Source organism: Streptomyces aurantiacus JA 4570 (genome assembly GCF_000414115.1).
GTDB classification, from domain to species: Bacteria; Actinomycetota; Actinomycetes; order Streptomycetales; family Streptomycetaceae; genus Streptomyces; species Streptomyces aurantiacus_A.
Window position 1 is genome coordinate 1 of record NZ_AOPZ01000085.1, and the last position, 23317, is coordinate 23317.

Consider the following 23317-nt stretch of genomic DNA (forward strand, 5'->3'; position numbering starts at 1 on the left):
ACCGCCGCGGAGCGGCGGAGCATAGCGTGCACCCATGCAACGGGACAGTGTGTGGGCGGCCCTGCGGAGGCGGGACTACGTCCGCGGAACCGCGCCCTGGAGGGCGGCCGCGTACGTGACGGCCGGGGCATTCATCGGCGCCCCCCTCCTGGGGGTACTCGCGGTCGGCCTGGCCACAGGCGTGCTCCTCGGCGTGGTGGCCGTAGGCATACCCCTCCTCGCCCTCCTGGCCCTGGCGGGCGTACCCGTGGGCGCCCTGGAACGACGCAGGCTGCGCCTCGTCGACCCGGCGCCCGCGCCGAGCCCCCACCGCTCCCCGGCCACCCCGGGCCTCACCGCCTGGCTCCGGCTGCGCGCCCGCGAACAGGCCACCTGGCGCGAACTGGCGTACGCCGTCCTGATGGCGTTCGTCCTGTGGCCCCTGGACCTCGCGGTCGCGGCCTGCACCCTCGCCCTGCCGTTCCTCCTCGCCGCGGCCCCCGCCCACCTCGCCCTGACGGGCGGGCCCGACGAAGGCGGCGTACGCCCGGCCAAGCTCTGGCTGGTCGAGGGCTACCCGGCCGCCTGCGGCACCGCCGCCCTCGGCCTCGCCCTGCTCCTCGTCCTCCTCTACCCGCTCGGCGCGTACGCCGCCGCCCGCGCCGCCCTCGCCCGGCTGCTGCTCGCCCCGCGCGAGGCGGAGGCGCAGGCACGCCTCGCCGAGGTGACCCGTTCCCGGGCCCGCCTCGTCACCGCCTTCGAGGCCGAACGCCGCCGCATCGAGCGGGACTTGCACGACGGCGCCCAGCAGCGCCTGGTCGCCCTGAGCATGACGCTCGGCCTCGCCCGGCTCGACACCGACCCGGAAGGACCGCTCGCCGCCCGCCTCGCCACCGCGCATGCCGAGGCCGACGCGGTCCTCGCCGAACTGCGCGAACTCATCCGCGGCATCCACCCCCAGGTCCTCGCCGACTACGGCCTGCCCGCCGCCGTCGAGGACGCCGCCGACCGCTCACCCGTCCCCGTCGACGTCGACGCCGGCCTGCCCCGCCTTCCCGAACCCGTAGAGTCGGCCGCGTACTTCGCCGTCCGCGAGGCCCTCGCCAACGTCGCCCGGCACAGCGGCGCCACCCGCGCCGAGGTCCGCGCCCGGTACGCCGACGGCGCCCTGCGCCTGACCGTGCGCGACGACGGCACCGGCGGCGCCGACCCCGCGCGCGGCACCGGACTCACCGGCCTCGCCGACCGCCTCGCCGTCCTCGATGGCACACTGACGCTCACCAGCCCGCCCGGCGGCCCCACCGTCCTGACCTTGGAGATCCCGTGCAGCCCGCGCCCACCGGAACCCTTCGCGTAGTCCTCGCCGAGGACAGCGTGCTGCTGCGCGAAGGGCTTGTCGGCGTACTCGGCCGGTTCGGGCACGAGGTCCTCGCGGCGGTCGGCGACGCGGACGCGCTGCGCGAGGCCGTGGCGACGTACGAACCGGACATCGTCGTCACCGACGTGCGCATGCCGCCCGGCTTCCAGGACGAGGGGCTGCGCGCCGCGATCGCCCTGCGCGCGGAGCGCCCGGGCCTGCCGGTGCTCGTGCTCAGCCAGTACGTGCAGCGGTCGTACGCGGCCGAGTTGCTGGACACCGGTGACGGCGGCGGCGTCGGCTATCTGCTGAAGGACCGCGTCGGGCAGGTCGAGCAGTTCGTCGACGCGTTCACGCGGGTCGCGGAGGGCGGCACCGTCGTGGACCCCGAAGTCGTACGCCAGTTGCTGCGGCGGCGGCGCGACCCGCTGGAGCGGCTGACGCCGCGCGAGCGCGAGGTGCTCTCGCTCGTCGCGGAGGGCCGCTCCAATGCGGCGATCGCCGCCGAACTCGTCGTCACCGAAGCCGCGGTGGGCAAGCACGTCGGCAACATCCTCGCCAAGCTCGACCTGCCGCTCACCGAGGGCACGCACCGCCGGGTGCTCGCGGTCCTGGCGTATCTGCGGGCCTGAGCGCCCGCGTCACCTCTGTACCTCTGTACCTCTTACGTTTTGACGTGTACCGCTCGACTACGATCTCGGCATGAGCGTCTCCGACCAAGCGTCACCGGAACATCCGGAAGGCCCGGAACATCCGGAGCCCCCGGCAGTCCCGGGACGCACCGGGCTCACCCCGCGCCAGGCCCGCCGGCTGCGCATCGCCGCGGCCTCGCTGCTGATGGCCGCGGCGGCGGTGCTGCTCGGGACCCGGCTCGCGAGCCGGTCGTCCGTCCTGGTCGTCGGCGTGTACGGGCTGCTGCTCATCCTCTGCGGCCTGGTCATCGAGCTCAGCAGGCGCGGCCGGACCAGGCTCGGCAGCTATCTGCTGGGTACCGGCCTGGTCGCGGCCCTGCTCATGGACGTCGTGGTGCTGTCCTGAACCTCGGTGGGCCGGTCAGGGCGTTTCCGGCGCCGCCGTCTCGGAGAGCCCGTACCGCTGATGCAGCCGCCGCAGCCGCGGCGGCGCCCACCAGGCGCGGCGGCCGAGCAGCGCCATCGTCGCGGGCACCAGGAACATCCGCACCACCGTGGCGTCGATGAGGACCGCGAGCGTCAGGCCGAGCCCGATCTGCAGGATCGGGGAGAAGCCGCCCGTCATGAACCCGCCGAAGACGATGGCGAGCAGCAGCGCCGCACAGCTCACCACGCGCCCGGAGCTGCGCAGCCCCGCCACGATCGCCGCCCGGTGGTCGCCCGCCCGCGGCCCGGACGTCCAGGATTCGCGCATCCGCGCCAGGATGAACAGCTCGTAGTCCATGGCCAGCCCGAACGCGATCGCGATGATCAGCGGCGGCGCCGTCAGGCTGAGCGCGCCGAGCCCTTCGCCGCCGAGCAGGCCCGCCCCGTGCCCGTCCTGGAACACCCACACCACGACGCCGAGCGCGGCGCCCAGGCTGAGCAGCGTCGTCAGGAGCGTGCGCAGCGGGCTGAGCAGCGAGCCGGTGAAGGCGAAGAGCAGCGCGAACAGGCCCACGAGCACCGTCAGTACGGCCCACGGCGCGCGCTCGGCGAGCATGTCGCGGAAGTCGACGAGCCGGGCCGCGTCGCCGGTCACCTCGACGGGTTCCGCGCCGCGCAGGTCGCGTACGCGCTCCACCAGGCCGGTCGCGGCCGGACCGTCCGCCGAGCCGGGCGGAGTGAGCCGCAGCAGGGTCGTGCCGTCGCTCAGCCGCTCGCTCTCCGCCCGGGCGACACCGGGCAGCGCCCGGATCCTGCGCTCGGGGTCCGGCTCGGCGCCCGGCCGGATCAGCACGTCCACGGTGTCGGCGGCCGTGCCGGGCGGGAAGTGCCCGTGCACGGCGTCGTACAGCTGACGCGCCTCCGTGTCGCGCGGCAACTGGCGTGCGTCGCCGATCTCGATGCGCATGCCGAACACCGGCAGCGCCAGCACGGCGAGCCCCGCGACGACGGCCGCCGCCACGGCCAGGGGCCGGCGCACGGAGAAGCGCGCCAGGCGCGCGAAGAAGGCGCCGGGTTCGCCGCGCTCGCCGTCATCCGCCCCGACCAGCCCGGGGACGCGGAATCCGCGCGTACGAAGGCGGCGTTCCCGGGGTGTCATCCTGCCGCCGAACAGCGTGAGCAGCGCGGGCAGCAGCGTCAGCGCCGCCAGCATGTCGACCACGACCACCGCGCCCGCCGCGAGCCCCATGCTGCGCAGGAACGGGCTCGGGAACCACACCAGACCTGACAGGCACACGGCCACCGTCACCCCGGAGAACAGCACGGTCCGCCCGGCCTGCGCGACCGTCGCCCGCACCGCCCGCGCGACATCGCTCTCCCGCGCGCGCTCCTCGCGGAACCGCATCACCATCAACAGGGCGTAGTCCACGGCGAGTCCGAGCCCCAGCATCGTGACCACCTGCACCGCGTACACGGATATCTCGGTGACCTGCCCGAACCCGAACAGCGTGAGGAACGCGCCCGCCACCCCGCTCACCGCGACGAGCAGCGGCAGACCGGCCGCGCGCAGCCCGCCGAAGATCAGCAGCAGCACGACGAGCACCGCGGGGAGAGTGATCAACTCCGCCCGTGCCACGTCCTCCTGCGCTCGGCCGCCCATCTGCTCGCCGAGCAGCGGATCCCCGCTGACGGCCACGTCGACGCGGCCGCCGTCGCTCAGCGGGGCCGCCCCGATCTCCCGCAGCCGGTCCGCGGCGTCGCCCACCGCGTCCTCCTCGGCGTCGTCGTCGAGCCCGCCCTTGAGGGTGACGGGGATCAGCAGCGCCCTGCCGTCGGCGGCGACCAGGCCGTCGGTCGTGTACGGGTCGGCGACGCGGGCGACGCCGGGGCTCTCGCGTACGTCCGTGACGGCGCCGGACACCGCCGCGCGCACGTCGCCGTCGCGGACCGGGCCGCCGGTGACGACCGCCGTGAAGTCGTCGCCGTCGGGATCGAGCCGCGCGAGCAGGTCGTCCGCGACGACCGATTCGCTGCCCGGTACGTCCTCCACCGTCGAGGTGAGGTCGCCGAACACCCGGGTACCGAGGCCGAGTCCGACGGCGAGCAGCAGGAACCAGAGGAAGAGCACGGTGCGCGGGCGGTGTGTCGCCGTGCGGGCGAGGGTGGCGAGCATGACGCTCCTTGCTGGCCCCGGGGCCTTGGACGACGACTGCTGTCGGCCAAAGCCTCGCCGTGGAGGGCGGGCCTCGGATCGCCGTGCGGAGCGGTCTTGCGGTCTCGCCCGTGCGGGCGAGGACTCCGTCGGGCGGGGGAGACTTCCCTCAGGCGCCGTCTCCGGCGGCCTCTCCCGGGACGACGAGGCCGCTCTCGTACGCGCAGATCACCGCCTGTACGCGGTCGCGCAGCGCCAGCTTCGAGAGCACGTTGCTGACATGGGTCTTCACCGTGTGCTCGCTGACCACGAAGGCCGCCGCGATCTCCGCGTTCGACAGGCCGCGGGCCAGCAGGCGCAGGGTCTCCTCCTCGCGGGCGGTGAGCACGGCGAGACGCTGCGCGGGAGACGTCGTGACGGACACGGACTCGTTGGTACGTCCCCTCCGTACGAAGTCCGCGACCAGGCGGCGGGTCACGGACGGGGCGAGCAGGGAGTCGCCCGCGGCGACCACGCGGACGGCGTGCACCAGGTCGTCGCGGCGCACGTCCTTGAGCAGGAAGCCGCTCGCGCCCGCGTACAGGGCGTCGTACACGTACGCATCGACGTCGAACGTCGTCAGCATCACCACGCGGCAGGCGGACTCCGCGCACACCGCGCGGGCGGCCTCGATGCCGTCCATCACCGGCATGCGGATGTCCAGCAGGAGCACGTCCGGGGTGTGGCGGCGGACCGCCTCGACCGCCTCGGCGCCGTCGCCCGCCTCCGCCACCACCTCGATGCCGGGCTGCGCGTCAAGGATCATCGTGAAGCCGCTGCGGACCAGCTCCTGGTCGTCGGCCACCACTACGCGGATGCTCATCCGTCAAGAATGCCGTGGGCAGCCGCACGGCGACACGGAATCCGCCGCCGGGGCGGGGCCCGGCCTCGGCGGTGCCTCCGCAGGCGGCGGCGCGTTCGCCGATCCCCACGATCCCCTGGCCCCTGGGCCCGCTGCCGTCCGCCCCGGGGGAGCTGTGGACGCCGACGTGACCGTCATGTTCCACGCCCGCCCCGTCATCCGTGACGGTGAGCATCAACTCGCCGGGCACCCACGCCAGTTCCAGCGTCGCGCGGGCCGCGCCCGCGTGCTTGAGGACGTTCGTCAGGGCCTCCTGCGCGACGCGGTACGCCGCGACCTCCACGTCCGCCCGCAGGGCGACCGGCTCCCCGCTGACCAGCAACCCGACCGGAATCCCGGCGAGTTCGACGTCCCGCACGAGCGCGGGCAGCGCCGCCAGCGTGGGCTGCGGCTCCCGCGCCGCCGCCCCGGCGGTCTCGGCCTCCCGCAACACCCCCAGAATCCGCCGCAACTGCACCATCGCGTCCCGCCCGGCGCAGCCGATCGCGTCGAACACCCCCACCGCCCGCTCGGGATCGTCCCGCACCACCACGGGCCCCGCCTCCGCCTGCACCACCATCAGGCTCACCGCGTGCGCCAGCACGTCATGCATGTCCCGGGCGATCCGCGCCCGCTCCTCGGCCACCGCCCGCGCCGTCTCACCGGCCCGCTCCCGCTCCAGGCGCCGCGCCCGGTCCTCCAGCGCCGCCGTGTACGCCCGCTGCACCCGCGCCAGCACCCCGAAACCGTACGCACTGACGAAACTCAGCAGATGAAAGGCGTACTCGAACGAATCCGCCCGCTCCCGGAACGTCATCGTGGCCGTCGACCCGACCAGCCACAACCCGAACAGGACCCGCCGCTCCACGGGCCGCCCGACCAGCGCCAGCGTGTACAGCGCGACGAGCCCGCCGTACGCCACGTCCGGCGGCGGCTGCCGGTAGATCGCCATGGCGGGCGTGAACAGGCTGACGAGCCAGACACTGACCATGGGCGCCCGCCGCCGCCAGGCGAGCGGCACGGCCGTCCCGGCGGCGAGCAGGAAGCCGACCGCCGTGAGCGGGTCGTCACCGTCGTCGGGGAAGAGGAACTGCAGGGACGCGGCGAACAGCACGAGCGCGGCGAGGGCGACGTCCACGACGTACGGGTGGCGCCTCACCCCCCTCCACGGCCGCCGCGCCGGCGCGGCGGGGTCGGGAGGGGCGTCGGGCGGGCTGCGGTGCGGCATGGGGCGGCTCCCGGGCGGGCGGAGGCGGCTGCCAGTATCGCGGCGGTCGCGGGGGCCCGTCCTCGCCGGTGCGAGGGATATGTCGCCGGTGCGAGCCGCCCCCGGGGGCGGGGCTCAGCACCGCCGGTACACGTACCCGCTCTCCCCGGCCGGCCGCACGTCACGGTCCCGCTGGACGACGGACAGCTTGTCGCCCCAGCGGCGGCACGCGGCGTCGTACCCCTTCGTCTCGTACTCGATGTCGAAGACCTTCCGGTCGTACGCCGACGCGAACGCCCCGCACTCGTCGTACTGTCCGCACTCCTCGACGACCGCGAAGTCGAACCCGACGCGTTTGCCGAGGAGTTCGGCGGTGTTCTTCTGCGCGATCGCGAGCCCCTGGTCGTGCGCGCGGCGGACGAGCAGCCGCGCGAACGCCGCCGCGTCGGCGGTGTCGAGGCGGTCGTCGGAGCGGGCGTAGGAGTCGAGGTTGTCGGGCTCGACCGCGTCGAACCCGGCGCGCGCGCAGCCGTCGATCCAGGGTCCGACGACGCCGAGCAGTTCCTCGCGCTTGGCGGCGGTGGAGATGTCGAGCAGCGGCTCGTCCCAGTCCTCGTCGATCACCGGGTCGCCGTCGTCGTCGCGCAGGATCAGCTCCGGGTGCTTGTCCTCCCACCAGGCAGCGGCCTCCTTGCCCGGCTGGGCCTGGAAGGCGTTGACGTAGCAGATGTTGTAGCGGCCGGGGACGGGCTTCGCGGAGCGGTCGCGGGAGACGGCGCGCACGCCGTCGGGGGGCGGGTAGGCCCCGCCGAGCTGGTAGTCGAAGGCGGCGTCGGGGGTGGGCGGGCGCGGGGTGGCGGTGTCCGTGGTGGCTTCGGCGGTCCTGTCGCGGTTCGCGGAACCGGTGTCGGTCGAGCAGCCCGTGAGCAGGGCGAGGGCGGTCGCCGCGGTGACGAGGGCGGTCGTCGCGGTGGCGAGGGAGGGGAGGGGGCGGGGCATCTGACCGTCCTGGTGTTCCGTGTGCCGTGCTTGCTGATTCCGTGGTGAGGTGCGCTTTTAAGTGTGCGCTTGATGACGGTGCCTGGGGAATTTCCGCTGGTTAGGCTCGTCACACAGAGGCTGCTGCATACAGAAGCCGCTGCATACGGAATGCATGAAGCCGACGCCACGTCATTACGCGACCGACGGGAATTCGGGGCCGGACGCGGCGGCGGTCAAGCGGAGGTGACCGCCGTCCGCCGGGTACCGGCGGGGCGACCGCGCGTGCTCTGCGCGAGGAAGTTCTCCATCATCGCCAGGCCGCCGTTGGTCATGATGCTCTCGGGGTGGAACTGCACGCCCTCGACGGGCAGTTCACGGTGGCGCAGGCCCATCACGTACCCGTGGTCGAGTGCGGTGGCCGTCGTCACCAGCTCGCCGGGCAGCGGTTCGGCGACGACCAGCGAGTGGTAGCGGGTGGCTTCGAGGGTGTGGCCGAGGCCCTGGAAGATCCCGGCACCGTCGTGCCGCACCGTGCTGGTGCGGCCGTGCATCACCTGCCCGGCCACCTCCACCCGGCCGCCGTACGCAAGGGCGATCGCCTGGTGCCCCAGGCAGACGCCGAGCAGCGGCACCCGCCCCGCGAACTCCCGCACCAGCTCGACGTGTCCGGACTCGGCCGGATGCCCGGGCCCCGGCCCGAGCACCACCGCGTCCGGCGCCGTCGCGGCCAGCTCGGCGGGGGAGCGGGTCAGGGAACGCACGACCCGGGTCTCGGCGCCGAGCGTGCGCAGGTACTGGTCGATGATGTGCACGAAGCTGTCGTAGGCGTCGATCAGTAGAACTCTCGTACCCTGAAATCTGTTCATGGCAGCAATTCCTCCCCCGTAAGGGCCCAGTACGCGGCCCCCATCTTCGCCAGCGTCTCGCGCCACTCGGACTCCGGCTCGGACTGGGCGACCATGCCGGCCGAACTCTGCGTGGAGTAGGTCCGCCCGTCGTGCTCGACGGTGCGGATGCACAGCGCGAGTTCGCTCCAGCCGCGCACGTCGACCAGGCCGACGGCGCCCGCGTAGGCGCCGCGCCGCTCCCGCTCCAGGCCGTCGACGATCTCCATGGCGCGCACCTTGGGCGCCCCCGTCATGGTGCCCGCCGGGAACGTCGCGCGCACCGCCTGCCAGGTGTCCACCCCGGCCTCAAGGCGCCCGGATACCGTCGACACCAGGTGGAAGACATGGCTGAAGCTCTCCACGGCCATCAGCTCGGCCACCGGCTGGGTGCTCGGCACACTCACCCGGCCGATGTCGTTGCGGCACAGGTCGACCAGCATGATGTGCTCGGCCTGCTCCTTGACGGACTCGCGCATCTCCTTGACGCGGCGCTGGTTCTCCTCCTCGTCGGGCCCCCGCCGCGCCGTGCCCGCGATGGGGCGCATCACGATCTCGTCGCCCTCGATCCGGAAGAACAGCTCCGGGCTCGCGCCGATCAGCGTCCGGCCCGCGCAGGGCATCAGATACATGTACGGCGAGGGGTTGCGGGCGCGAAGCCGCCGGTAGACGTCGACGGGGGTCAACGCGGTGCGGACGTCGATGCGGTGGCCGATCTGGATCTGGTAGATGTCGCCGACCCCGATGTGCTCCAGACACGTCCGGGCCCAGCCGAGGAACGTCTCGCGGCTCACGCTGTCCCGCACGGACTCCGGCGCGGGGGCCTCGGGGACCACCGGCTCGCGCGGGGCGGCCCGTGCCGCTTCCCGGGCCAACGCGGCGACGTCGCCCGCGCCCTCGCCCCCGTCCCCGAACGCCCGGCTCTCCGCCCGCAGATGGCGCACCGAACCGTCGGCCACGTCGTACCAGACGGTGTCCCGGAACAGGGTGAGCGTGATGTCCGGCCCGCCCGGTGCCTTGGTGCGGGCGGGCAGCTCCTCCATGTGCCAGGCGGATTCGTACGCCAGCGACGTCAGGAAGCCGAACGCGAAGGCCGTCGCGGGCACCTCGGTGTCCAGGTCGAACAGGCGCTGCGCGCGGGCGAGGGCGTCCCAGACCTGGTCGGCGGCGGTGAAGCGCAGCCGGTGCACACCGGGTGCCGGCGCCTCCGGGTGGTCCCCGCGCAGCCCGGCCGCGAGGGCCGCCCCGGCCAGCGCCCGGGCGAGGGCGGGCGGCCCTTCGAGGTCGATGTGGCCGTCGTACACCCGGATCTCCGCGAGCCGCCCGAAGCCGACGACGGCCGAACGGCGGTCCTGGCCTGCGCCGTCGACGCTCTCGAACAGGAACACGTCGTCCGGGCCGAGGGCCTCGCGCAGGGGGACGTACAGGTCCAGCGGGTCGTGGCGGGGCAGTCCGGCCGCGGTCACCAGCACACTGACCCGTGTGTTGTCCGGCATGGTGAACTCCCTTTCACCGGCTGTCAATTCACTTCTTCCGTGAGTGAAATGAGTGAACCAGCGGCGGCGCGCGCCGTGCCAGACCAATTGCCCGCCCCCGATGCGGACCAATACCGAATCGCTTGACCCGGGCGAGGGCGCACGGATTCAGTTGCGGCACGTTTCCGTTCCTCCTGTCCCATGTCCGTACGGGGAAGGCAGTGATGAAAGACAGCAAAAGGGAAAGCGAAGCGATAAACGGAGCCGCAGAATCCTGGCGGGCGTTCCCCGCCCGGCAGCAGCCCGACTGGCCGGACCAGGACGAGCTGCGCGCGGTGACCGGCCGGCTGGCCGCCGCGCCGCCGCTGGTCTTCGCCGCCGAGTGCGACCTGCTGCGGCGGCGCATGGCGGCGGTCGCCCGCGGCGAGGCCATCCTGCTCCAGGGCGGCGACTGCGCCGAGACCTTCGAGCGGGCCACCGCCGACGGGATCCGCGGCAAGCTCCAGACGCTCCTGCAGATGGCCGTGGTCCTCACGCATGCCACCGCCCTGCCGGTCGTCAAGGTCGGCCGCATGGCAGGCCAGTACGCCAAGCCCCGCCTGCCCTCGTACCGCGGTGACGCCGTCAACGGCCCGGAGTTCACCGAGCGGGCCCGGACCCCGGACCCGCGGCGCCTGCGCGAGATGTACGAGGCGTCGGCCCGCACGCTCAACCTGGTGCGCGCCCTGACCACGGGCGGCTTCGCCGACCTGCGCCAAGTGCACGCCTGGAACGCGGGGTTCGTCGCCGCGTCCGGCGCGGGCGAGCGCTACGAACAGCTCGCCGACGAGATCGGCCGCAGCCTCGCGTTCATGCGGGCGTGCGGCGTCGACACCCGGGAGCTGGCCACCGCCGAGTTCTTCGTCGGCCACGAGGGGCTGCTCCTGGACTACGAGGCGGCGCTGACCCGCACCGAGCCCGGCGGCGGCCGCGCCTACGCCACCAGCGGCCACATGCTGTGGATCGGCGAGCGCACCCGCGACCTGGACGGCGCCCACGTCGAGTACTTCTCCCGCGTCGCCAACCCCATCGCCGTCAAGCTCGGCCCGACGACGACCCCCGACACCGTCCTGTCCCTCCTCGACCGGCTCGACCCGGACCGCGAGCCCGGCCGGCTCACGTTCGTGGTGCGCGCGGGCGCCGACCGCGTGCGCGACCTGCTGCCCACCCTGGTGGAGAAGGTGAACGCCGAGGGCGCCCTGGTGGCCTGGGTCAGCGACCCGATGCACGGCAACACGACGACCGCGCCCAGCGGCCACAAGACCCGGCGGTTCGACACCGTGGTCGACGAGGTGCGCGGATTCGTGGAGGCCCACCAGGAGCTCGGCACGCACCCCGGCGGCATCCACGTCGAGCTCACCGGCGACGACGTGACCGAGTGCGTCGGCGGCGGCAACGCCGTCCTGGAGGAGGATCTGCCGCACCGCTACGAGACGGCCTGCGACCCCCGCCTCAACCGCACCCAGTCACTCGACCTGGCGTTCCTGCTGGCCGAGGGATACCGGGCTCAGCCCGCGCGGAGCGCTTCCTCGATGATCTCGAACGGCGGCTCGTCCGCCAGGTAGAAGTGCCCGCCGGCGAGCGTCCGCATCGTGAAGGAGCTCCCGGCCGACTCCCGCCAGGATGCGGCCTGTTCGGCGGTCACCCGGGGGTCGGTGTCACCCAGGAGCGCGGTGACGGGGCAGTCGAGGAGCGCGCCCGGCTGCCCGGCATAGCCCGCGACCATCTGGAAGTCCGCGTGCACGTACGGCATCACGAGCTCCAGGAAGGCCGGGTTGTCGAGCAGTTCCGCGTCCGTGCCGCCGAGCTGGGCCATGATGCGCAGGACGGCCGCCTCGTCCATGGCGGCGGCCTTCTCCGGCGTGCCGTGCGCGGTCTGCGGGCCGCGGGCGGCCGACGCGAAGAAGTGGCTCACGCCCGCGCCGTCGGCCTGCCACAGCAGGGCCACCTCATGGGCGACGAACGCGCCCATGCTGTGCCCGAAGAACGCGGTGGGCCGCCCGTCCGGCAGCGGCCGCAGCTCCTCGGCGATGCGCCGGGCCAGCAGCTTCAGATCCGTGGCAGGCGGCTCGCCGATGCGTTCGGCGCGCCCCGGATAGCAGACCGAGAGCACCTCGACGTCCGTGAGCGCCTTGCCCCACGAACGGAAGAAGTACGGCGAGCCACCGGCGTGCGGAAAGCACACCAGGCGGCCCGCCGCGAAGGGCCGTGACTCGACTGCCTGCGTCCACACCATGCTGTCCCCCAAGAGCCGGTACCCGGACCGGCGTGCGAGGGCACACCGGTCGGCCTCCCATGATTCCACCGGCCGCCGACAGCGGGACGGCCGTGCCGGGCCCCTGCCCTGTGATGTCCGGCACCCCCGCCCCTACGTTTCCACTAGGGGCGGGCCTGCCCGGCGAGGAATCGCGTCCACGCGGCGGGGGAGAGGGCGAGCTGGGGGCCCGCCTTCTCCTTGGAGTCACGGACGTGGACGAGGGCGGGCGTTGCGGCTACCTCGACGCAGGAGTCGCCCTGGGTGCCGCTGTAGCTTGACTTGAACCAGGCGAGTTCAGGGGTGCTCATAGCGCTCCTCGGATCCGTTCCAGCAGACCCCGGGATTCCAACGGCGTGAGGGCCTGCGAGCGCAGTGTGTCATAGCGCTGGCGGAGGAGCGCCACCTCTTTCCGGTCCGAGATCAACCGCCCATTCTGCTGTCCCTCGGAGTATGCGAGGCGCCGTCCATCCGGAGTCTCAAGGAGCTGCAACGAACCGTCCAGGGCCGCGTGTTGCTCGCACGCCGTCGGCATGATCTGAAGCGACACGTTGCGCAGCTCGGTGAGAGTCAGCACGTGGTCGATCATGTCGCGTGCGACACCAGCTCCGCCGAGGAGCTGTCGGAACAGGGATTCCTCGACGATGAAGTTGTACGGAACTTCGTGCCGCTCGGGCAGCATCCGCTGCCGTTCCATGCGGGCGGTGACCTGTGCCTCGACCGTGTCGTCCGTCAGCAGCGGGATGCTGTTGTCGAACACGGCGCGTGCGTACCGCTCGGACTGCAACAGGCCCGGCACGACACGGCATTCGTACGTGTAGAGGAAGATTGCCGTCTTCTCAAGACGAGCCCACGCCTTGAACCAGGAAGCAAGACCGGGCTGTCGGCCCATGTGCTGAAACGCCCGCCGCAAGGCGCCCGTGTTGCCGAGGGCGGCCTCGGCGAGCTCAACGAACTCGTCATCGGCGAGTCTGCGCCCGAGCTCGATGGATTCGACCGAGTGCTTGGACAGGTGGACCAGCGGTCCGAACTGCCCCCGCGTCATCCCGGCATGCTCCCGCAGCCCCTGGACGAACGCGCCGAAGGTCTTCATGCTGTCGGAGGACTCGGGCTCACAACTGCCCGCGCCCAGGGTCCAATTGCTCTCAGGGGCCATACGCGGCCACCTCCAGGTGAGTGGATCTCCCCGCGCTCAACTCACCCAGAGTTACGGCACGGTGACCGTACTGTCCACACCGGAAGCCCGTACTCTGCGCGGAGTACGGACGCGGTCCCTGGTGAACAGGGGGAACACCGCGCCACCGTGGGCCCCATGGACGTACAAACCCCCCACCTCCCGATTACCGTACGTGTGTTCAGGCAGTGCTTCTCGGCCACGCCGCGAGGGGCCCGCCTGGCCAGGCTGCTCGCGGTGCACCAGCTCGGCGTGTGGGGCATCCCGCACGGGGGCGAGACGGCGGACGCCGCCGAGGTGATCGTCGCGGAACTGGCGGCGAACGCCGTGCTGCACGGCCGCGTACCGGGAAGGGACTTCGAGCTCGGCCTCCTCCTGGGCGAGCGGAGCCTGCGGATCGCGGTCACGGACACCCGTACGGAGAGCCGCCCGCCGACCGGCAGGCCGAGCCCGCCCCCGGACGACGCGGAGGGCGGGCGGGGCCTGCTGCTGGTGGCGGCCCTGGCCACGCGCTGGGGCACGGGCGGCGGGTCCGTGCCCCGCAAGACGGTGTGGGCGGAACTGGACCTGCCGTAGGTTCACGCTTCCGCGCCGCGGGCGAGGCCGAGCGTCGACAGGAGATCCTCGTGAAGCTCCATCCAGACCGCGTGGCACGAGGCGATGCCGACCCCCGCCACCCACTGCCCCTCGCCCCCGCGGGCGCGGCCCAGGGCGGCGGAGAACCGTTCGTCGTACCCGCCGAACCGGGCCAGGGCGCCGGTCAGATCGTCGACGAGCGCCCTCAGCTCGCCGCCGATCAGCGTGAGTTCGCCGAGGACCCGGGCGTCCCACTCCGGGTCGCTGTGGTCGTTGGACGCCAGCCGGGCGCCCTCGGCGGGCCGCAACTGCCAGTCGGTGCACGCCTGCACCAACCGTCCGTTCAGGACCTCGAACGCCTTGTGTGCCTGCTCGACGGTGGCCCGGGCGCCGGATTCCGCCAGTTCCCCGGCCAGCTTCCGGGTGTCCTCGGCGCGGCCGCGTTCGGTGAGCGTCCAGCCGCCGGTACCCGCGAACTCGACGTGCGTCACCCACCCGTAGGCTTCGAAGTCCGGCAGCAGTTCGTCGACCGTGTCCCGGTCGATGCCGGCGCGCCGGGAGACCGCCGCGCCGTCGGCGATTCCGGTCACCCGCACGGCGTGCAGGACGAGCAGGTCCGGGGTTGAGGCGTGCGTCATGGCAGCGAGCATTCATGCTCGTGCCCGCGAGGTCAACGTGGACGGAGGGGCAGTCGTGCTCATCGACCTGGCCGATGCCGAGCCCGGGACGGCGGGGGGCAAGGCCGCCGCGCTGGCCCGGCTCCTGGAGGCGGGTCTGCCGGTGCCACCCGGTTTCGTGGTGCCGGTCTCCGCGTACGAACAGGCGGTCGCCGGGCTCGACTTGCCGGGCACCGGAGCCGTACGCGCTCTGCCCGGCCTCTCCCCGGCGCTGACCGACGAGGTGGCCCGAGCACTCACGCGCGTCACCGGGGACGGGTATGTCGCCGTGCGCTCGTCCGCGACCGGTGAGGACACGGCCGAGGCCACCGCCGCGGGTCAGCACGACACCTTCCTGGGCGTCCGCGGCCCCGCTCAGGTCGCCGACGCGGTCCGCGGGTGCTGGGCCTCGCTGTGGTCCGAGCGTGCGGTGGAGTACCGGCGCCGGCAGGCGGCCGCGGACGCGCCGGCGATCGCGGTGCTGGTGCAGCGCCTGGTGGACGCCGACGTCGCGGGGGTGATGTTCACCGGCGCCGACGTCCGCGTCGAGGCGTCCTGGGGGCTGGGCGAGAGCGTGGTCGGCGGCCGCGTCACGCCGGACTCCTGGACGGTGTCCGGCGGCACCGTCACCCGGCGGACGCTCGGCACGAAGAGGACACGGGTCGATCGGGACCACGCCCGGGTGATCACCCGGGACGTGGAGCCCGCCGACCGGGCACGCTTCTGCCTCACCGACGAGGAGGTGACCCGGCTCGCCCGGATCGGCCGCGGGACGGCCGATCTGCTGGGCGGGCCGCAGGACATCGAGTGGGCGATCACCGGCTCCCGGCTCTGGATCCTCCAGGCCCGCCCGGTGACCAGCCCCCTCCCTGCCGGTACGACGGCCGCCGCGGATCCCGCCGGGGAGGGCACCGGCACCGTCCGCACCGGGGTGCCCGGCAGCCCCGGCTGTGCCGTCGGCCCGGTCCGGGTGGTGCGCGGCCCCGGCGACTTCGGGCGGGTGCGGTCCGGCGACGTACTCGTGTGCCGGACCACGGATCCGGCGTGGACCCCGTTGTTCGGTGTCGTCGCCGCCGTCGTGACCGAGACCGGCGGCCTGCTCTCCCACGCCGCGATCGTGGCGCGGGAGCTGGGGCTCCCGGCCGTCCTGGCCCTGGAGGACGCGACGACGGTCCTGCCCGAAGGCGCGACGGCCGAGGTGGACGGAAGCACCGGCCAGGTCGCACTCCTGGCCCCGGACATGCGAAAGGGCCCCTCGGAAATCCGAGAAGCCCCAGGTCAGCAACCTATTCGCAAGTGCGCCGCCAGGGACTCGAACCCCGGACCCGCTGATTAAGAGTCAGCTGCTCTAACCAACTGAGCTAGCGGCGCCTGCTGACTCGAAAATAATACCTGGTCCCGGGAGGTGCTCCGGACCACCCGCGCGGGCCGGGACTAGATCGCCAGGGAGAGCAGGACCGGCGCCGCTTTCCTGTTCAGGGTGTCCGCGGCCGCGCGCAGCCGGTGGGCGTGCTCGACCGGCAGGGAGAGGGCGAGGGAGCCGACGGTGGCGCCCGCGGTGATGGGGACGGCGGCGCAGACCGTGCCGACCGCGTACTCCTGGAGGTCGAGGACCGGGACCGTGGGGGCCTGGGCGTCGAGGTTGTTCAGCAGGACGCGTTCGCTGGTGATGGTGCGCGAGGTGAGGCGGGGCATCTTGTGCCGGGAGAGGTGGTCCCGGCGGGCGTCCTGGTCGAGCTGGCAGAGCAGGCTCTTGCCGACGGCGCTGGCGTGCGCCGAGACCCGGAAGTCCACCCATTCGTTGACCTTCGGCGTGCGCGGGCCGTCCGCGACGTCCATGACCCGGATCTCGCCGTCCACGTACCGGCTCACGTAGACCGCGGCGCCGATCGAGTCGCGCAGGCCGCCGAGGGTGTGTCGGAGCTTCTCGCGCAGGGCGAGGGCGCGGTCGTGCGCGGAGCCGAGGCGGGTGAGCGAGGCGCCCGTGACGTACGCCCCGTCGGTGATCTGCTCGACGTATCCCTCGCGGCGGAGCATGCGCAGGAGCGCGGCCAGCCGGTCGGCGGGCATCTTCGTGCGTCGGGCCAGCTCGTCCTCGGTGGTGCCGGTGGCCCGGTTGGCGACGATCTCCAGCACCCGCAGGGCGTTCTGCACCAATTGGTGGGCCGTCGTCGACTCGCGCTGCACCGCCACGGCTTCCCCCTGTTCGCTGATCCTGATGGAACGGTTCCGGACAGCCAGACACCGTCCACGATAGCCGTCAAGTGCGCGCGGCGGAGGGGGTGTTGGCCACAAGAGTGGCGCGATTCCGGCTCGATGAGCAGGAACGCGCCACTCTGGCACATGCCAGCGGCATGCCCCGGTGCCGTGACCTCGGAAAGCCGCTCGGCGCACCGCCGCGTTCAGCGCACCGCTCAGAGCACCGCGGAGAGGAATTCCCGCGTCCGCTCGTGCTCCGGCTCGGTGAAGATCTTCTCCGGCGGGCCGGACTCGATCACTCGGCCGGAGTCGAACATCAGCACCTGGTCGGAGATGTCCCGGGCGAAGTTCATCTCGTGGGTCACGCACAGCATCGTGATGTCGGTGGTGTGCGCGATGTCCCGCAGGACGTCCAGGACGCCCGCGACCAGCTCGGGGTCGAGCGCGGACGTCACCTCGTCCAGGAGCAGCACCTGCGGCCGCATCGCGAGGGCGCGGGCGATCGCGACGCGCTGCTGCTGGCCGCCGGAGAGCTGCGTCGGGTAGGCGTCGCAGCGGTCGCCGAGGCCGACCATCTCCAGGAGGTCGCGGGCCCGCTGCTCGGCCTCGTCCTTGGACAGGCCGAGGACGGTGACCGGAGCCTCGGTGATGTTGCGCAGCACCTTCATGTTCGGGAAGAGGTTGAACTGCTGGAAGACCATCCCGATGTTCTTGCGGACCTCGCGCACGTGCTTCTCGCCGGCGGGCACGAGCTTGCCGTTCTTCTCCTCGTGCGTCAGATACTCCCCGCCGACCTTGATCGTGCCCTCGTCCGGCTTGAGCAGGGTCATGAGCAGGCGCAGGATCGTCGTCTTGCCGGATCCCGAGGGGCCGACGAGGGTCACGTGCTTGCCGGAGGCGACGGAGAAGTCCAGCTCGTCCAGGACCGTGTTGGACCCGAAGCGCTTGACGACCTTGTCGAAGCGGATCAGCTCGCTGCCGTCCACGGCCGGGTTCGGCTGGTCTTTGGTGAGGTTCGTGTCAGCGGACAAGACGGCGCTCCAGGGCTCGCAGGAGGAGGGAGGACGGGTAGGCGATGAGGATGAAGGCGACGCCGACGACGGTCAGGGCCTCCGTGTACTGGAAGGTCTGCGCGGCCTCCAGGCGCGAGCGCTGCAGCAGCTCCAGTACGCCGATGCTGGCGAGCAGCGGCGTGTCCTTGAGCATCGCGATGACGTAGTTGCCGAGCGCCGGGATCACGCGGCGGATGGCCTGCGGCAGGATCACCGCGGTCCAGGTGCGTGTGTACGACAGGCTCAGCGCCTTGGCCGCCTCCCACTGGCCGACGGGCACGGCCTCGATGCCCGCGCGGTAGACCTGCGCGGTGTACGTCGAGTAGTGCAGGCCGATCGCGATGGTGCCGGTGGTCATCGCGGAGTACTGGATGTCCCACTCCGGCAGCACGAAGTACAGGAAGAACAGCTGCACGAGCAGCGGGGTGTTGCGGATGAACTCGGTGATGATCCCGACGGGCCAGCGGACGAACCGCGTCGGCGCCCGGAAGGCCAGGGCCCAGAGCAGCCCGACCGAGAACGAGATGAGCGAGCCGAGGGCCAGCACCTGGAGGGTGATGAGCAACCCGTCCCAGAAGTGCGGCATGAAGTCGGAGACGGCGCCCCAGTCCCACTTGTCGGTGCCGTTGTTCATGACCCACCACCCCCGCCGACGATGACGTTGCTCGATTCCTCGGTCGTCTGGCGGAGATTGAGCCTGCGCAGGATCCCGACCCCCGGTTCGGGCCGCTGCCCGATCCCCGCCTTGGCCTTGCGCTCCAGGACCCGCATGCCGCGCGTCAGCAGGAACGCGATCACGAAGTAGATGACCAGCGTGATCGAGTAGATCTGCGCGCTCTCGGTGGTCGCGAGCCGCACCAGGTAGGCGGCGAAGGACACGTCACCGATGCCGAGCAGCGACACCAGGGCGGTGCCCTTGAGGAGCTCGATCAGCAGGTTGGAGAACGGCGGGATCATCTCCGGCACGGCCTGCGGCAGCAGGATGAGCCGCATCCGCTGCCAGGGCGTGAAGCTCAGCGCGACCCCCGCCTCGCGCTGCGCGGGAGCCACCGCGTTCAGGGCGCCGCGGACGATCTCGGCGCCGTAGGCCCCGTACGAGAGACCGAGGGCGAGCACCGCCGCCCACATCGGGACGAGCGCCCAGCCCGCGAGCTGCGGCAGCACGAAGAAGATCCAGAACATCAGCACGAGCGCCGAGGTGCCGCGGAAGAACTCCGTGTAGAACCCGGCGAGGAAGCGCACCACCCACAGCCGGTGCGTGCGCGCTATGCCGATCCCGAAGGCCACCACCGTCGCGAGGGCGGCGCTGTAGAGCGTGAGCTGGATGGTGATCCAGATGCCGGGAAGGACCCAGTGTTCCCACAGTCCCGCTGTCATTTGCACAGCTCCTCTGCGGTCAGGTCGGTCATCTCGTCCTTGGTGAAACCGAACCGCTTGAGCACCCGGAAGAGCTCGCCGCTCTTCTTCATCTTGTGGATCTCCACGTTGAAGGCGTCGCGGAGCTCGGTGTCGTTCGGACGGAAGGTGAAGCCGCCGCCGTCCACGTGCTTCTTGCCGTCGACCAGGGGCGCGAACGGCTCGGTGGCCTCGGCCTTGCGGCTCTTCTTCACCACGCCGCGGGAGGTCAGGGCGGTGCCGCCGAAGACGTCGATCCGTCCGGCCTCGACGGCGTTGAGCCCCGCCACCGGGTCCTGGAGGATCACGATGTCGCTCTCCTTGTACCCGGCCTCGACGGCGTACGCGATCTCCGCGTAGCCGGTCCCCGTCCCGAACTTGGCCTTCTTCTTCACCACGTCCGCGTACGTGTGCAGGCCCTTCGGGTTGCCCTTGCGCACGATGAAGGAGTCCAGCATCTGATACTCGGGATCGGAGAAGATGACCTGCTGGCACCGCTCCTTGTTGATGTACATCCCGGCCGACACGACATCGAACTGCTGCGTCTTGAGCCCGGGGATCAGCGAGCTGAAGTCGGTGGCGACGGGCTGCACGCTGTCGACGCCGAGCCGCTTGAAGATGATCCTGGCGAGCTCCACCGCCTCACCCGTGAAGTCGCCTTTGTCGTCGATGTACCCGTACGGGGCCTCACCCGCGATGCCGAGCCGCACCATGCCCTGCGACTTCAGCCGGGCCAGCGTGTCGCCCGTGGGCACCCGGCTGCACGCCGTGGCACCCAGCGCGCCGGCCGCGCCCAGGACGGCGGCGGAGGCGAGCAGGGATCTCCGGCGCACGCCCGGGGCGCGCGCGCTCTCTGTCTTGTTTGGGTTCCTCGATGGTGGAGCCATGGGCGCGCGGCTACCCGACCCGGCGCGAGGTATGCCGTTGAATTCCAGCCCCTGATGCGATCGTTGTGCACTTGACGCGGGCGCCGACCGGGGGAGGACCATGGGCGCATGGCAGACCGATACATCGAAGTCTCCCTCGCCAAGCGGGGAGTTCAGGCCACGGCGAAGCTCCTCGACGACCGGGCCCCGGTGACCTGCGCGGCGGTCTGGGACGCGCTCCCGCTGGGCGGCGACGTGTACCACGCGAAGTATGCCCGGAACGAGATCTACGCCCTGTTCCCGGCATTCGCCCCCGAGGAGCCACCCCTGGAAAACCCCACCATCACCCCCATCCCCGGCGACCTGTGCTATTTCACCTTCTCCGGCACAGAACTGGGCACCAAGTCCCACGGCTACGAAACCGCCCAACAGGGCACCATCGTCGACCTGGCGCTCTTCTACGAACGCAACAACCTCCTGATCAACGGCGACGTGGGCTGGGTCCCCGGCATCGTCTGGGGCCAGCTCGTCGACGGCCTCGACCGCATGGCGGAGGCGTGCAACGACTTGTGGAGGACGGGGGCGCTGGGGGAGACGTTGAATTTCCGCAGGGTGTGAGTACCAGCCTGTTCCGGCAACCACTCAGCCCGTCCGGCGTTTGAGGACGAGCCGGCGATACGGGGGTCCGGGGGCGGAGCCCCCGGTTACGGGAAGGGGCGGGTTTGGGGGACGCCCAGCGCAGCGCCACCCACGTACAACGCATGCGCAACCCGCAACACCAACGCATCCGCATGTCGCGCACCCACAAGCTGCACCCCCACAGGCAACCCCTCCCCATCCACCCCACAGGGCACAGTCGCCGCAGGCTGCTGCGTCAGGTTGAACGGATAGGTGAACGGCGTCCACCCCGTCCACCGCCGCAACCCGGACTTCCCGGGAACCTCCACCCCCGCCTCGAACGCGGTGACCGGCAACGTAGGCGTCACCAGCAGGTCGTACGCCTCATGGAACAGCCCCATCCGCCGCCCCAGCCCCATCCGGGCATCGACAGCGGCCAGATAGTCGAGCGCGCTGAACCGGGCCCCCTGCGCGCAGATCTCCCGCAGCCCGGGATCGAGCAACTCCCGCCGCCCGGGCGGCAGATGCTGCACGACCCGCGCGGCCCCGCTGAACCACAGCGTGTGAAAGGCGTCCACGGGATCGGCGAAGTCGGGATCGGCCTCCTCCACGTACGCACCGAGCGAGGCCAGCTTCCCCACCGCCTCACGCACCGCCGCGGCCACCCCGGGCCGCACCGCGACCTGCCCGCCGAGCGACGGAGAGTAGGCCACCCGCAGCCCCCGCACCCCACCGTCGAGCCCGTCGCGGAAGCCGCCCGCAGCAGGCCCCAGGTGCGACCAGTCGCGGGCGTCCGGGGCGCCGATCACCTCCATCATCAGGGCCGCGTCTGCGGCGTCCCGCGTCATCGGCCCGACGTGCGAGAGCGTCCCGAACGCCGACGCCGGATACAGCGGCACCCTGCCGTACGTCGGCTTGAACCCGAAGATCCCGCAGAACGCGGCCGGGATCCGCACCGAGCCGCCGCCGTCCGTGCCGAGCGACAGCGGCCCCGCGCCAAGCGCGACCGCCGCCGCGCTGCCGCCGCTGGACCCGCCCGCGGTGCGCGAGGTGTCGTACGGATTCCGGGTCACACCGTGCCGCGGACTGTCCGTCACGCCCTTCCAGCCGAACTCCGGAGACGTCGTCTTGCCGACGAACACCGCGCCGTGCTCGCGCAGCCGCGCGACGGACGGCGCGTCCTCGTCCCAAGCCCCCTCCTCCGACACGGTCTTGGAGCCCCGCAAGGTGGGCGCGCCGCGCTGCAGCAGAAGGTCCTTCACGGTGACCGGCACCCCGTCGACAAGCCCGGCGGGCTCACCGCGCCGCCACCGCCCGGCGCTCTCCTCGGCCTGCGCGAGGGCGCCTTCGTGGTCCAGCCGGACGAACGCGTTCACGGCCGACTGGACGTCCTCGGCCCTGCGGAGCACCGCACGGGTGACATCGACGGGGCTGAATTCGCCCTTGCGATAGCCGTCGACGAGTTGTACGGCGGTGAGGTCCGTGAGCTCGGTCATGCGTCTCCTCAGCGAACGGGAACGGGGCGGGCGCCGGGCCGGGTGATCGGAAGCGATCAGTGCCCAGGGACATACCCACGTTTCTTGTCGACCACGTTCGCCAGCGGCCGACCCGCTTCCCACTGCTCGTACAACGTCACGAACTGCGCGCCGAGTTCGTCCCGCCAGCCGACCGTGTCGCCGCTCATGTGGGGCGAGACGATCAGCCCCGGCGCGGTCCACAGCGGGCTGTCCGCGGGCAGCGGCTCCCGCTCGAACACGTCGAGCGCGGCGCCCGCGATCCACCGCTTCGACAGCGCGGCGGCGAGGTCGTCCTCGACGACGAGCTGGCCGCGGCCCACGTTGATGAAGCGCGCCGACGGCTGCATGACGCCGAAGCGGCGCTCGTCGAACATGCCGCGGGTGTCGTCGGTCAGGGGCGCCGCGCACACCACCCAGTCGGCGCGCGCGAGCAGTCGGTTGAGGTCGTCCGGGCCGTACACCCCGGTCCGGGGGGTCCGGCCGACCAGGGCGGGCGCGATGCCGATGGCCTTCAGGGTGCGGGCGATCGCGCGGCCGATCGGGCCCGAACCGACCACGCACGCGCGCGTGCCCGCGATCCGCCGGCTCTCCCGGTGCAGCCAGGTCCGCTCGCGCTGGAGGTCGAGGGTGCGCGGCAGATCCTTGGCCATGGCAAGGACGAGCGCGGCCACGTACTCGGCGATGGGCTGGTCGAAGACGCCCCGCGCGTTGGTCACCACCGCGTCGGAGGCGGCGAGTTCGGGGCACATGAGGTGGTCGACGCCCGCGCTCGCGGTGTGCACCCACGCGGGCCGCGGCCCCTCGCCGGGCCAGGCGTGGCGCACCGCGTGCGAGAGGAAGTCCCACACCAACAGCACGTCAGCCCCCGGGAGTTGCTCGGCGAGGGTGTGCTCGTCGGCGTGCAGGACGCGGGCGCGGCCGGTGAGGGAGCCCAGGCGGGGCGGGGGCGCGGGGGCGGGGGCGTCGAGCACGAGGACGGTGGGGACGGCGGGGACCGG

The 23317-nt window shown here is 72.3% G+C and carries 24 protein-coding genes and 1 tRNA gene; 7 read left to right on the plus strand and 18 right to left on the minus strand.

All coding sequences use genetic code 11. The features are described 5' to 3' along the window. The first annotated feature begins 34 nt into the window (after positions 1-34). From STRAU_RS11610 to STRAU_RS11620, 3 genes are all read left to right on the plus strand, one after another. The gene (locus STRAU_RS11610; RefSeq protein WP_037658776.1) at positions 35-1336 is read left to right on the plus strand and encodes a sensor histidine kinase; all 1302 of its coding nucleotides are present in this window, start codon (positions 35-37) and stop codon (positions 1334-1336) included. Further along, on the plus strand, positions 1303-1968 hold the full coding sequence (locus tag STRAU_RS11615; RefSeq protein ID WP_016640487.1) for a response regulator: 666 nt from the start codon (positions 1303-1305) through the stop codon (positions 1966-1968). Before STRAU_RS11610 ends, STRAU_RS11615 begins: the two co-directional genes overlap by 34 nt. Before the next feature lie 70 nt (positions 1969-2038). Further along, the gene (locus tag STRAU_RS11620; RefSeq protein ID WP_016640488.1) at positions 2039-2374 is read left to right on the plus strand and encodes a hypothetical protein; all 336 of its coding nucleotides are present in this window, start codon (positions 2039-2041) and stop codon (positions 2372-2374) included. A 15-nt stretch (positions 2375-2389) separates the two neighbouring features. On the opposite strand, the gene STRAU_RS11625 is transcribed toward STRAU_RS11620, so the two are convergent. The 6 genes from STRAU_RS11625 to STRAU_RS11650 form a co-directional block, all read right to left on the minus strand. Further along, the gene (locus STRAU_RS11625) at positions 2390-4567 is read right to left on the minus strand and encodes an MMPL family transporter (protein ID WP_016640489.1); all 2178 of its coding nucleotides are present in this window, start codon (positions 4565-4567) and stop codon (positions 2390-2392) included. 148 nt (positions 4568-4715) lie between these two features. Next, a complete protein-coding gene (locus STRAU_RS11630) occupies positions 4716-5408 on the minus strand; it encodes a response regulator (protein ID WP_037658778.1) in 693 nt (230 codons plus the stop codon). Then, entirely contained in the window at positions 5341-6585 is a 1245-nt protein-coding gene (locus tag STRAU_RS11635; RefSeq protein WP_016640491.1) for a sensor histidine kinase, read from the minus strand. Before STRAU_RS11635 ends, STRAU_RS11630 begins: the two co-directional genes overlap by 68 nt. A gap of 183 nt (positions 6586-6768) precedes the next feature. Then, complete coding sequence (locus STRAU_RS11640) at positions 6769-7632, minus strand: endo alpha-1,4 polygalactosaminidase (protein WP_016640492.1); 864 nt, start codon at positions 7630-7632, stop codon at positions 6769-6771. Between the two features lie 215 nt (positions 7633-7847). Next, positions 7848-8480: an anthranilate synthase component II gene (locus tag STRAU_RS11645; protein ID WP_016640493.1), complete on the minus strand. Its 633-nt coding sequence runs from the start codon at positions 8478-8480 to the stop codon at positions 7848-7850. Next, positions 8477-9994, minus strand: a complete 1518-nt coding sequence (locus STRAU_RS11650; RefSeq protein WP_016640494.1) for an anthranilate synthase component I family protein — start codon at positions 9992-9994, stop codon at positions 8477-8479. The genes STRAU_RS11645 and STRAU_RS11650 overlap by 4 nt, the downstream gene beginning before the upstream one ends. Positions 9995-10197: 203 nt before the next feature. Here STRAU_RS11650 and STRAU_RS11655 point away from each other — a divergent pair, with 203 nt between their 5' ends. Continuing rightward, positions 10198-11577 (plus strand): class II 3-deoxy-7-phosphoheptulonate synthase, encoded by a 1380-nt coding sequence (locus STRAU_RS11655; RefSeq protein WP_052029053.1) that lies wholly within the window; start codon positions 10198-10200, stop codon positions 11575-11577. On the opposite strand, the gene STRAU_RS11660 is transcribed toward STRAU_RS11655, so the two are convergent. From STRAU_RS11660 to STRAU_RS11670, 3 genes are all read right to left on the minus strand, one after another. Continuing rightward, complete coding sequence (locus STRAU_RS11660; RefSeq protein ID WP_037658779.1) at positions 11520-12248, minus strand: thioesterase II family protein; 729 nt, start codon at positions 12246-12248, stop codon at positions 11520-11522. The two genes, STRAU_RS11655 and STRAU_RS11660, sit on opposite strands and share 58 nt — an antisense overlap. Positions 12249-12391: 143 nt before the next feature. Continuing rightward, a complete protein-coding gene (locus STRAU_RS11665; RefSeq protein WP_016640496.1) occupies positions 12392-12577 on the minus strand; it encodes a DUF397 domain-containing protein in 186 nt (61 codons plus the stop codon). After that, positions 12574-13422: a helix-turn-helix domain-containing protein gene (locus STRAU_RS11670; RefSeq protein ID WP_037658781.1), complete on the minus strand. Its 849-nt coding sequence runs from the start codon at positions 13420-13422 to the stop codon at positions 12574-12576. The genes STRAU_RS11665 and STRAU_RS11670 overlap by 4 nt, the downstream gene beginning before the upstream one ends. Positions 13423-13578: 156 nt before the next feature. Between STRAU_RS11670 and STRAU_RS11675 the strand changes: the two genes are divergently transcribed. Then, entirely contained in the window at positions 13579-14016 is a 438-nt protein-coding gene (locus STRAU_RS11675) for an ATP-binding protein (RefSeq protein ID WP_037658783.1), read from the plus strand. 2 nt (positions 14017-14018) lie between these two features. On the opposite strand, the gene STRAU_RS11680 is transcribed toward STRAU_RS11675, so the two are convergent. Then, positions 14019-14654, minus strand: a complete 636-nt coding sequence (locus tag STRAU_RS11680) for a hypothetical protein (protein ID WP_037658785.1) — start codon at positions 14652-14654, stop codon at positions 14019-14021. Between STRAU_RS11680 and STRAU_RS44650 the strand changes: the two genes are divergently transcribed. Next, a complete protein-coding gene (locus STRAU_RS44650; RefSeq protein ID WP_350892607.1) occupies positions 14653-16008 on the plus strand; it encodes a PEP/pyruvate-binding domain-containing protein in 1356 nt (451 codons plus the stop codon). The two genes, STRAU_RS11680 and STRAU_RS44650, sit on opposite strands and share 2 nt — an antisense overlap. Here the strand turns inward: STRAU_RS44650 and STRAU_RS11690 are convergent. From STRAU_RS11690 to ehuB, 6 genes are all read right to left on the minus strand, one after another. Beyond that, positions 15970-16043 (minus strand) — tRNA-Lys (locus tag STRAU_RS11690). The two genes, STRAU_RS44650 and STRAU_RS11690, sit on opposite strands and share 39 nt — an antisense overlap. Before the next feature lie 63 nt (positions 16044-16106). Continuing rightward, the gene (locus STRAU_RS11695; protein ID WP_016640502.1) at positions 16107-16865 is read right to left on the minus strand and encodes an IclR family transcriptional regulator; all 759 of its coding nucleotides are present in this window, start codon (positions 16863-16865) and stop codon (positions 16107-16109) included. Positions 16866-17086: 221 nt separating this feature from the next. Beyond that, complete coding sequence (gene ehuA, locus STRAU_RS11700; protein ID WP_016640503.1) at positions 17087-17902, minus strand: ectoine/hydroxyectoine ABC transporter ATP-binding protein EhuA; 816 nt, start codon at positions 17900-17902, stop codon at positions 17087-17089. After that, on the minus strand, positions 17892-18557 hold the full coding sequence (ehuD, locus tag STRAU_RS11705; RefSeq protein ID WP_016640504.1) for an ectoine/hydroxyectoine ABC transporter permease subunit EhuD: 666 nt from the start codon (positions 18555-18557) through the stop codon (positions 17892-17894). The genes ehuA and ehuD overlap by 11 nt, the downstream gene beginning before the upstream one ends. Continuing rightward, positions 18554-19300, minus strand: coding sequence for an ectoine/hydroxyectoine ABC transporter permease subunit EhuC (ehuC, locus tag STRAU_RS11710; RefSeq protein ID WP_016640505.1), 747 nt, complete (start codon positions 19298-19300; stop codon positions 18554-18556). The genes ehuD and ehuC overlap by 4 nt, the downstream gene beginning before the upstream one ends. Then, the gene (gene ehuB / locus STRAU_RS11715) at positions 19297-20205 is read right to left on the minus strand and encodes an ectoine/hydroxyectoine ABC transporter substrate-binding protein EhuB (protein ID WP_037658788.1); all 909 of its coding nucleotides are present in this window, start codon (positions 20203-20205) and stop codon (positions 19297-19299) included. The genes ehuC and ehuB overlap by 4 nt, the downstream gene beginning before the upstream one ends. 108 nt (positions 20206-20313) lie before the next feature. Here ehuB and STRAU_RS11720 point away from each other — a divergent pair, with 108 nt between their 5' ends. Continuing rightward, complete coding sequence (locus STRAU_RS11720; RefSeq protein ID WP_016640506.1) at positions 20314-20802, plus strand: DUF3830 family protein; 489 nt, start codon at positions 20314-20316, stop codon at positions 20800-20802. Positions 20803-20888: 86 nt separating this feature from the next. Here the strand turns inward: STRAU_RS11720 and STRAU_RS11725 are convergent, their stop codons facing one another. Then, on the minus strand, positions 20889-22298 hold the full coding sequence (locus STRAU_RS11725) for an amidase (RefSeq protein ID WP_016640508.1): 1410 nt from the start codon (positions 22296-22298) through the stop codon (positions 20889-20891). A gap of 56 nt (positions 22299-22354) precedes the next feature. Next, positions 22355-23317, minus strand: a 963-nt coding sequence (locus tag STRAU_RS11730) for a D-2-hydroxyacid dehydrogenase (protein WP_037658792.1), incomplete at its 5' end; no start/stop codon positions are given.

Coding starts and splice junctions, on each gene's coding strand:
- STRAU_RS11720 (WP_016640506.1), top strand. CDS start 20,314: ATGGCAGACCGATACATCGAAGTCTCCCTCGCCAAGCGGGGAGTTCAG.
- STRAU_RS11625 (WP_016640489.1), bottom strand. CDS start 4,567: ATGCTCGCCACCCTCGCCCGCACGGCGACACACCGCCCGCGCACCGTG.
- STRAU_RS11645 (WP_016640493.1), bottom strand. CDS start 8,480: ATGAACAGATTTCAGGGTACGAGAGTTCTACTGATCGACGCCTACGAC.
- STRAU_RS11670 (WP_037658781.1), bottom strand. CDS start 13,422: ATGGCCCCTGAGAGCAATTGGACCCTGGGCGCGGGCAGTTGTGAGCCC.
- ehuC (WP_016640505.1), bottom strand. CDS start 19,300: ATGACAGCGGGACTGTGGGAACACTGGGTCCTTCCCGGCATCTGGATC.
- ehuB (WP_037658788.1), bottom strand. CDS start 20,205: ATGGCTCCACCATCGAGGAACCCAAACAAGACAGAGAGCGCGCGCGCC.
- STRAU_RS11620 (WP_016640488.1), top strand. CDS start 2,039: ATGAGCGTCTCCGACCAAGCGTCACCGGAACATCCGGAAGGCCCGGAA.
- STRAU_RS44650 (WP_350892607.1), top strand. CDS start 14,653: ATGGCAGCGAGCATTCATGCTCGTGCCCGCGAGGTCAACGTGGACGGA.
- ehuD (WP_016640504.1), bottom strand. CDS start 18,557: ATGAACAACGGCACCGACAAGTGGGACTGGGGCGCCGTCTCCGACTTC.
- STRAU_RS11725 (WP_016640508.1), bottom strand. CDS start 22,298: ATGACCGAGCTCACGGACCTCACCGCCGTACAACTCGTCGACGGCTAT.
- STRAU_RS11630 (WP_037658778.1), bottom strand. CDS start 5,408: ATGAGCATCCGCGTAGTGGTGGCCGACGACCAGGAGCTGGTCCGCAGC.
- STRAU_RS11650 (WP_016640494.1), bottom strand. CDS start 9,994: ATGCCGGACAACACACGGGTCAGTGTGCTGGTGACCGCGGCCGGACTG.
- STRAU_RS11640 (WP_016640492.1), bottom strand. CDS start 7,632: ATGCCCCGCCCCCTCCCCTCCCTCGCCACCGCGACGACCGCCCTCGTC.
- STRAU_RS11665 (WP_016640496.1), bottom strand. CDS start 12,577: ATGAGCACCCCTGAACTCGCCTGGTTCAAGTCAAGCTACAGCGGCACC.
- STRAU_RS11680 (WP_037658785.1), bottom strand. CDS start 14,654: ATGACGCACGCCTCAACCCCGGACCTGCTCGTCCTGCACGCCGTGCGG.
- STRAU_RS11610 (WP_037658776.1), top strand. CDS start 35: ATGCAACGGGACAGTGTGTGGGCGGCCCTGCGGAGGCGGGACTACGTC.
- STRAU_RS11655 (WP_052029053.1), top strand. CDS start 10,198: ATGAAAGACAGCAAAAGGGAAAGCGAAGCGATAAACGGAGCCGCAGAA.
- STRAU_RS11675 (WP_037658783.1), top strand. CDS start 13,579: ATGGACGTACAAACCCCCCACCTCCCGATTACCGTACGTGTGTTCAGG.
- STRAU_RS11660 (WP_037658779.1), bottom strand. CDS start 12,248: ATGGTGTGGACGCAGGCAGTCGAGTCACGGCCCTTCGCGGCGGGCCGC.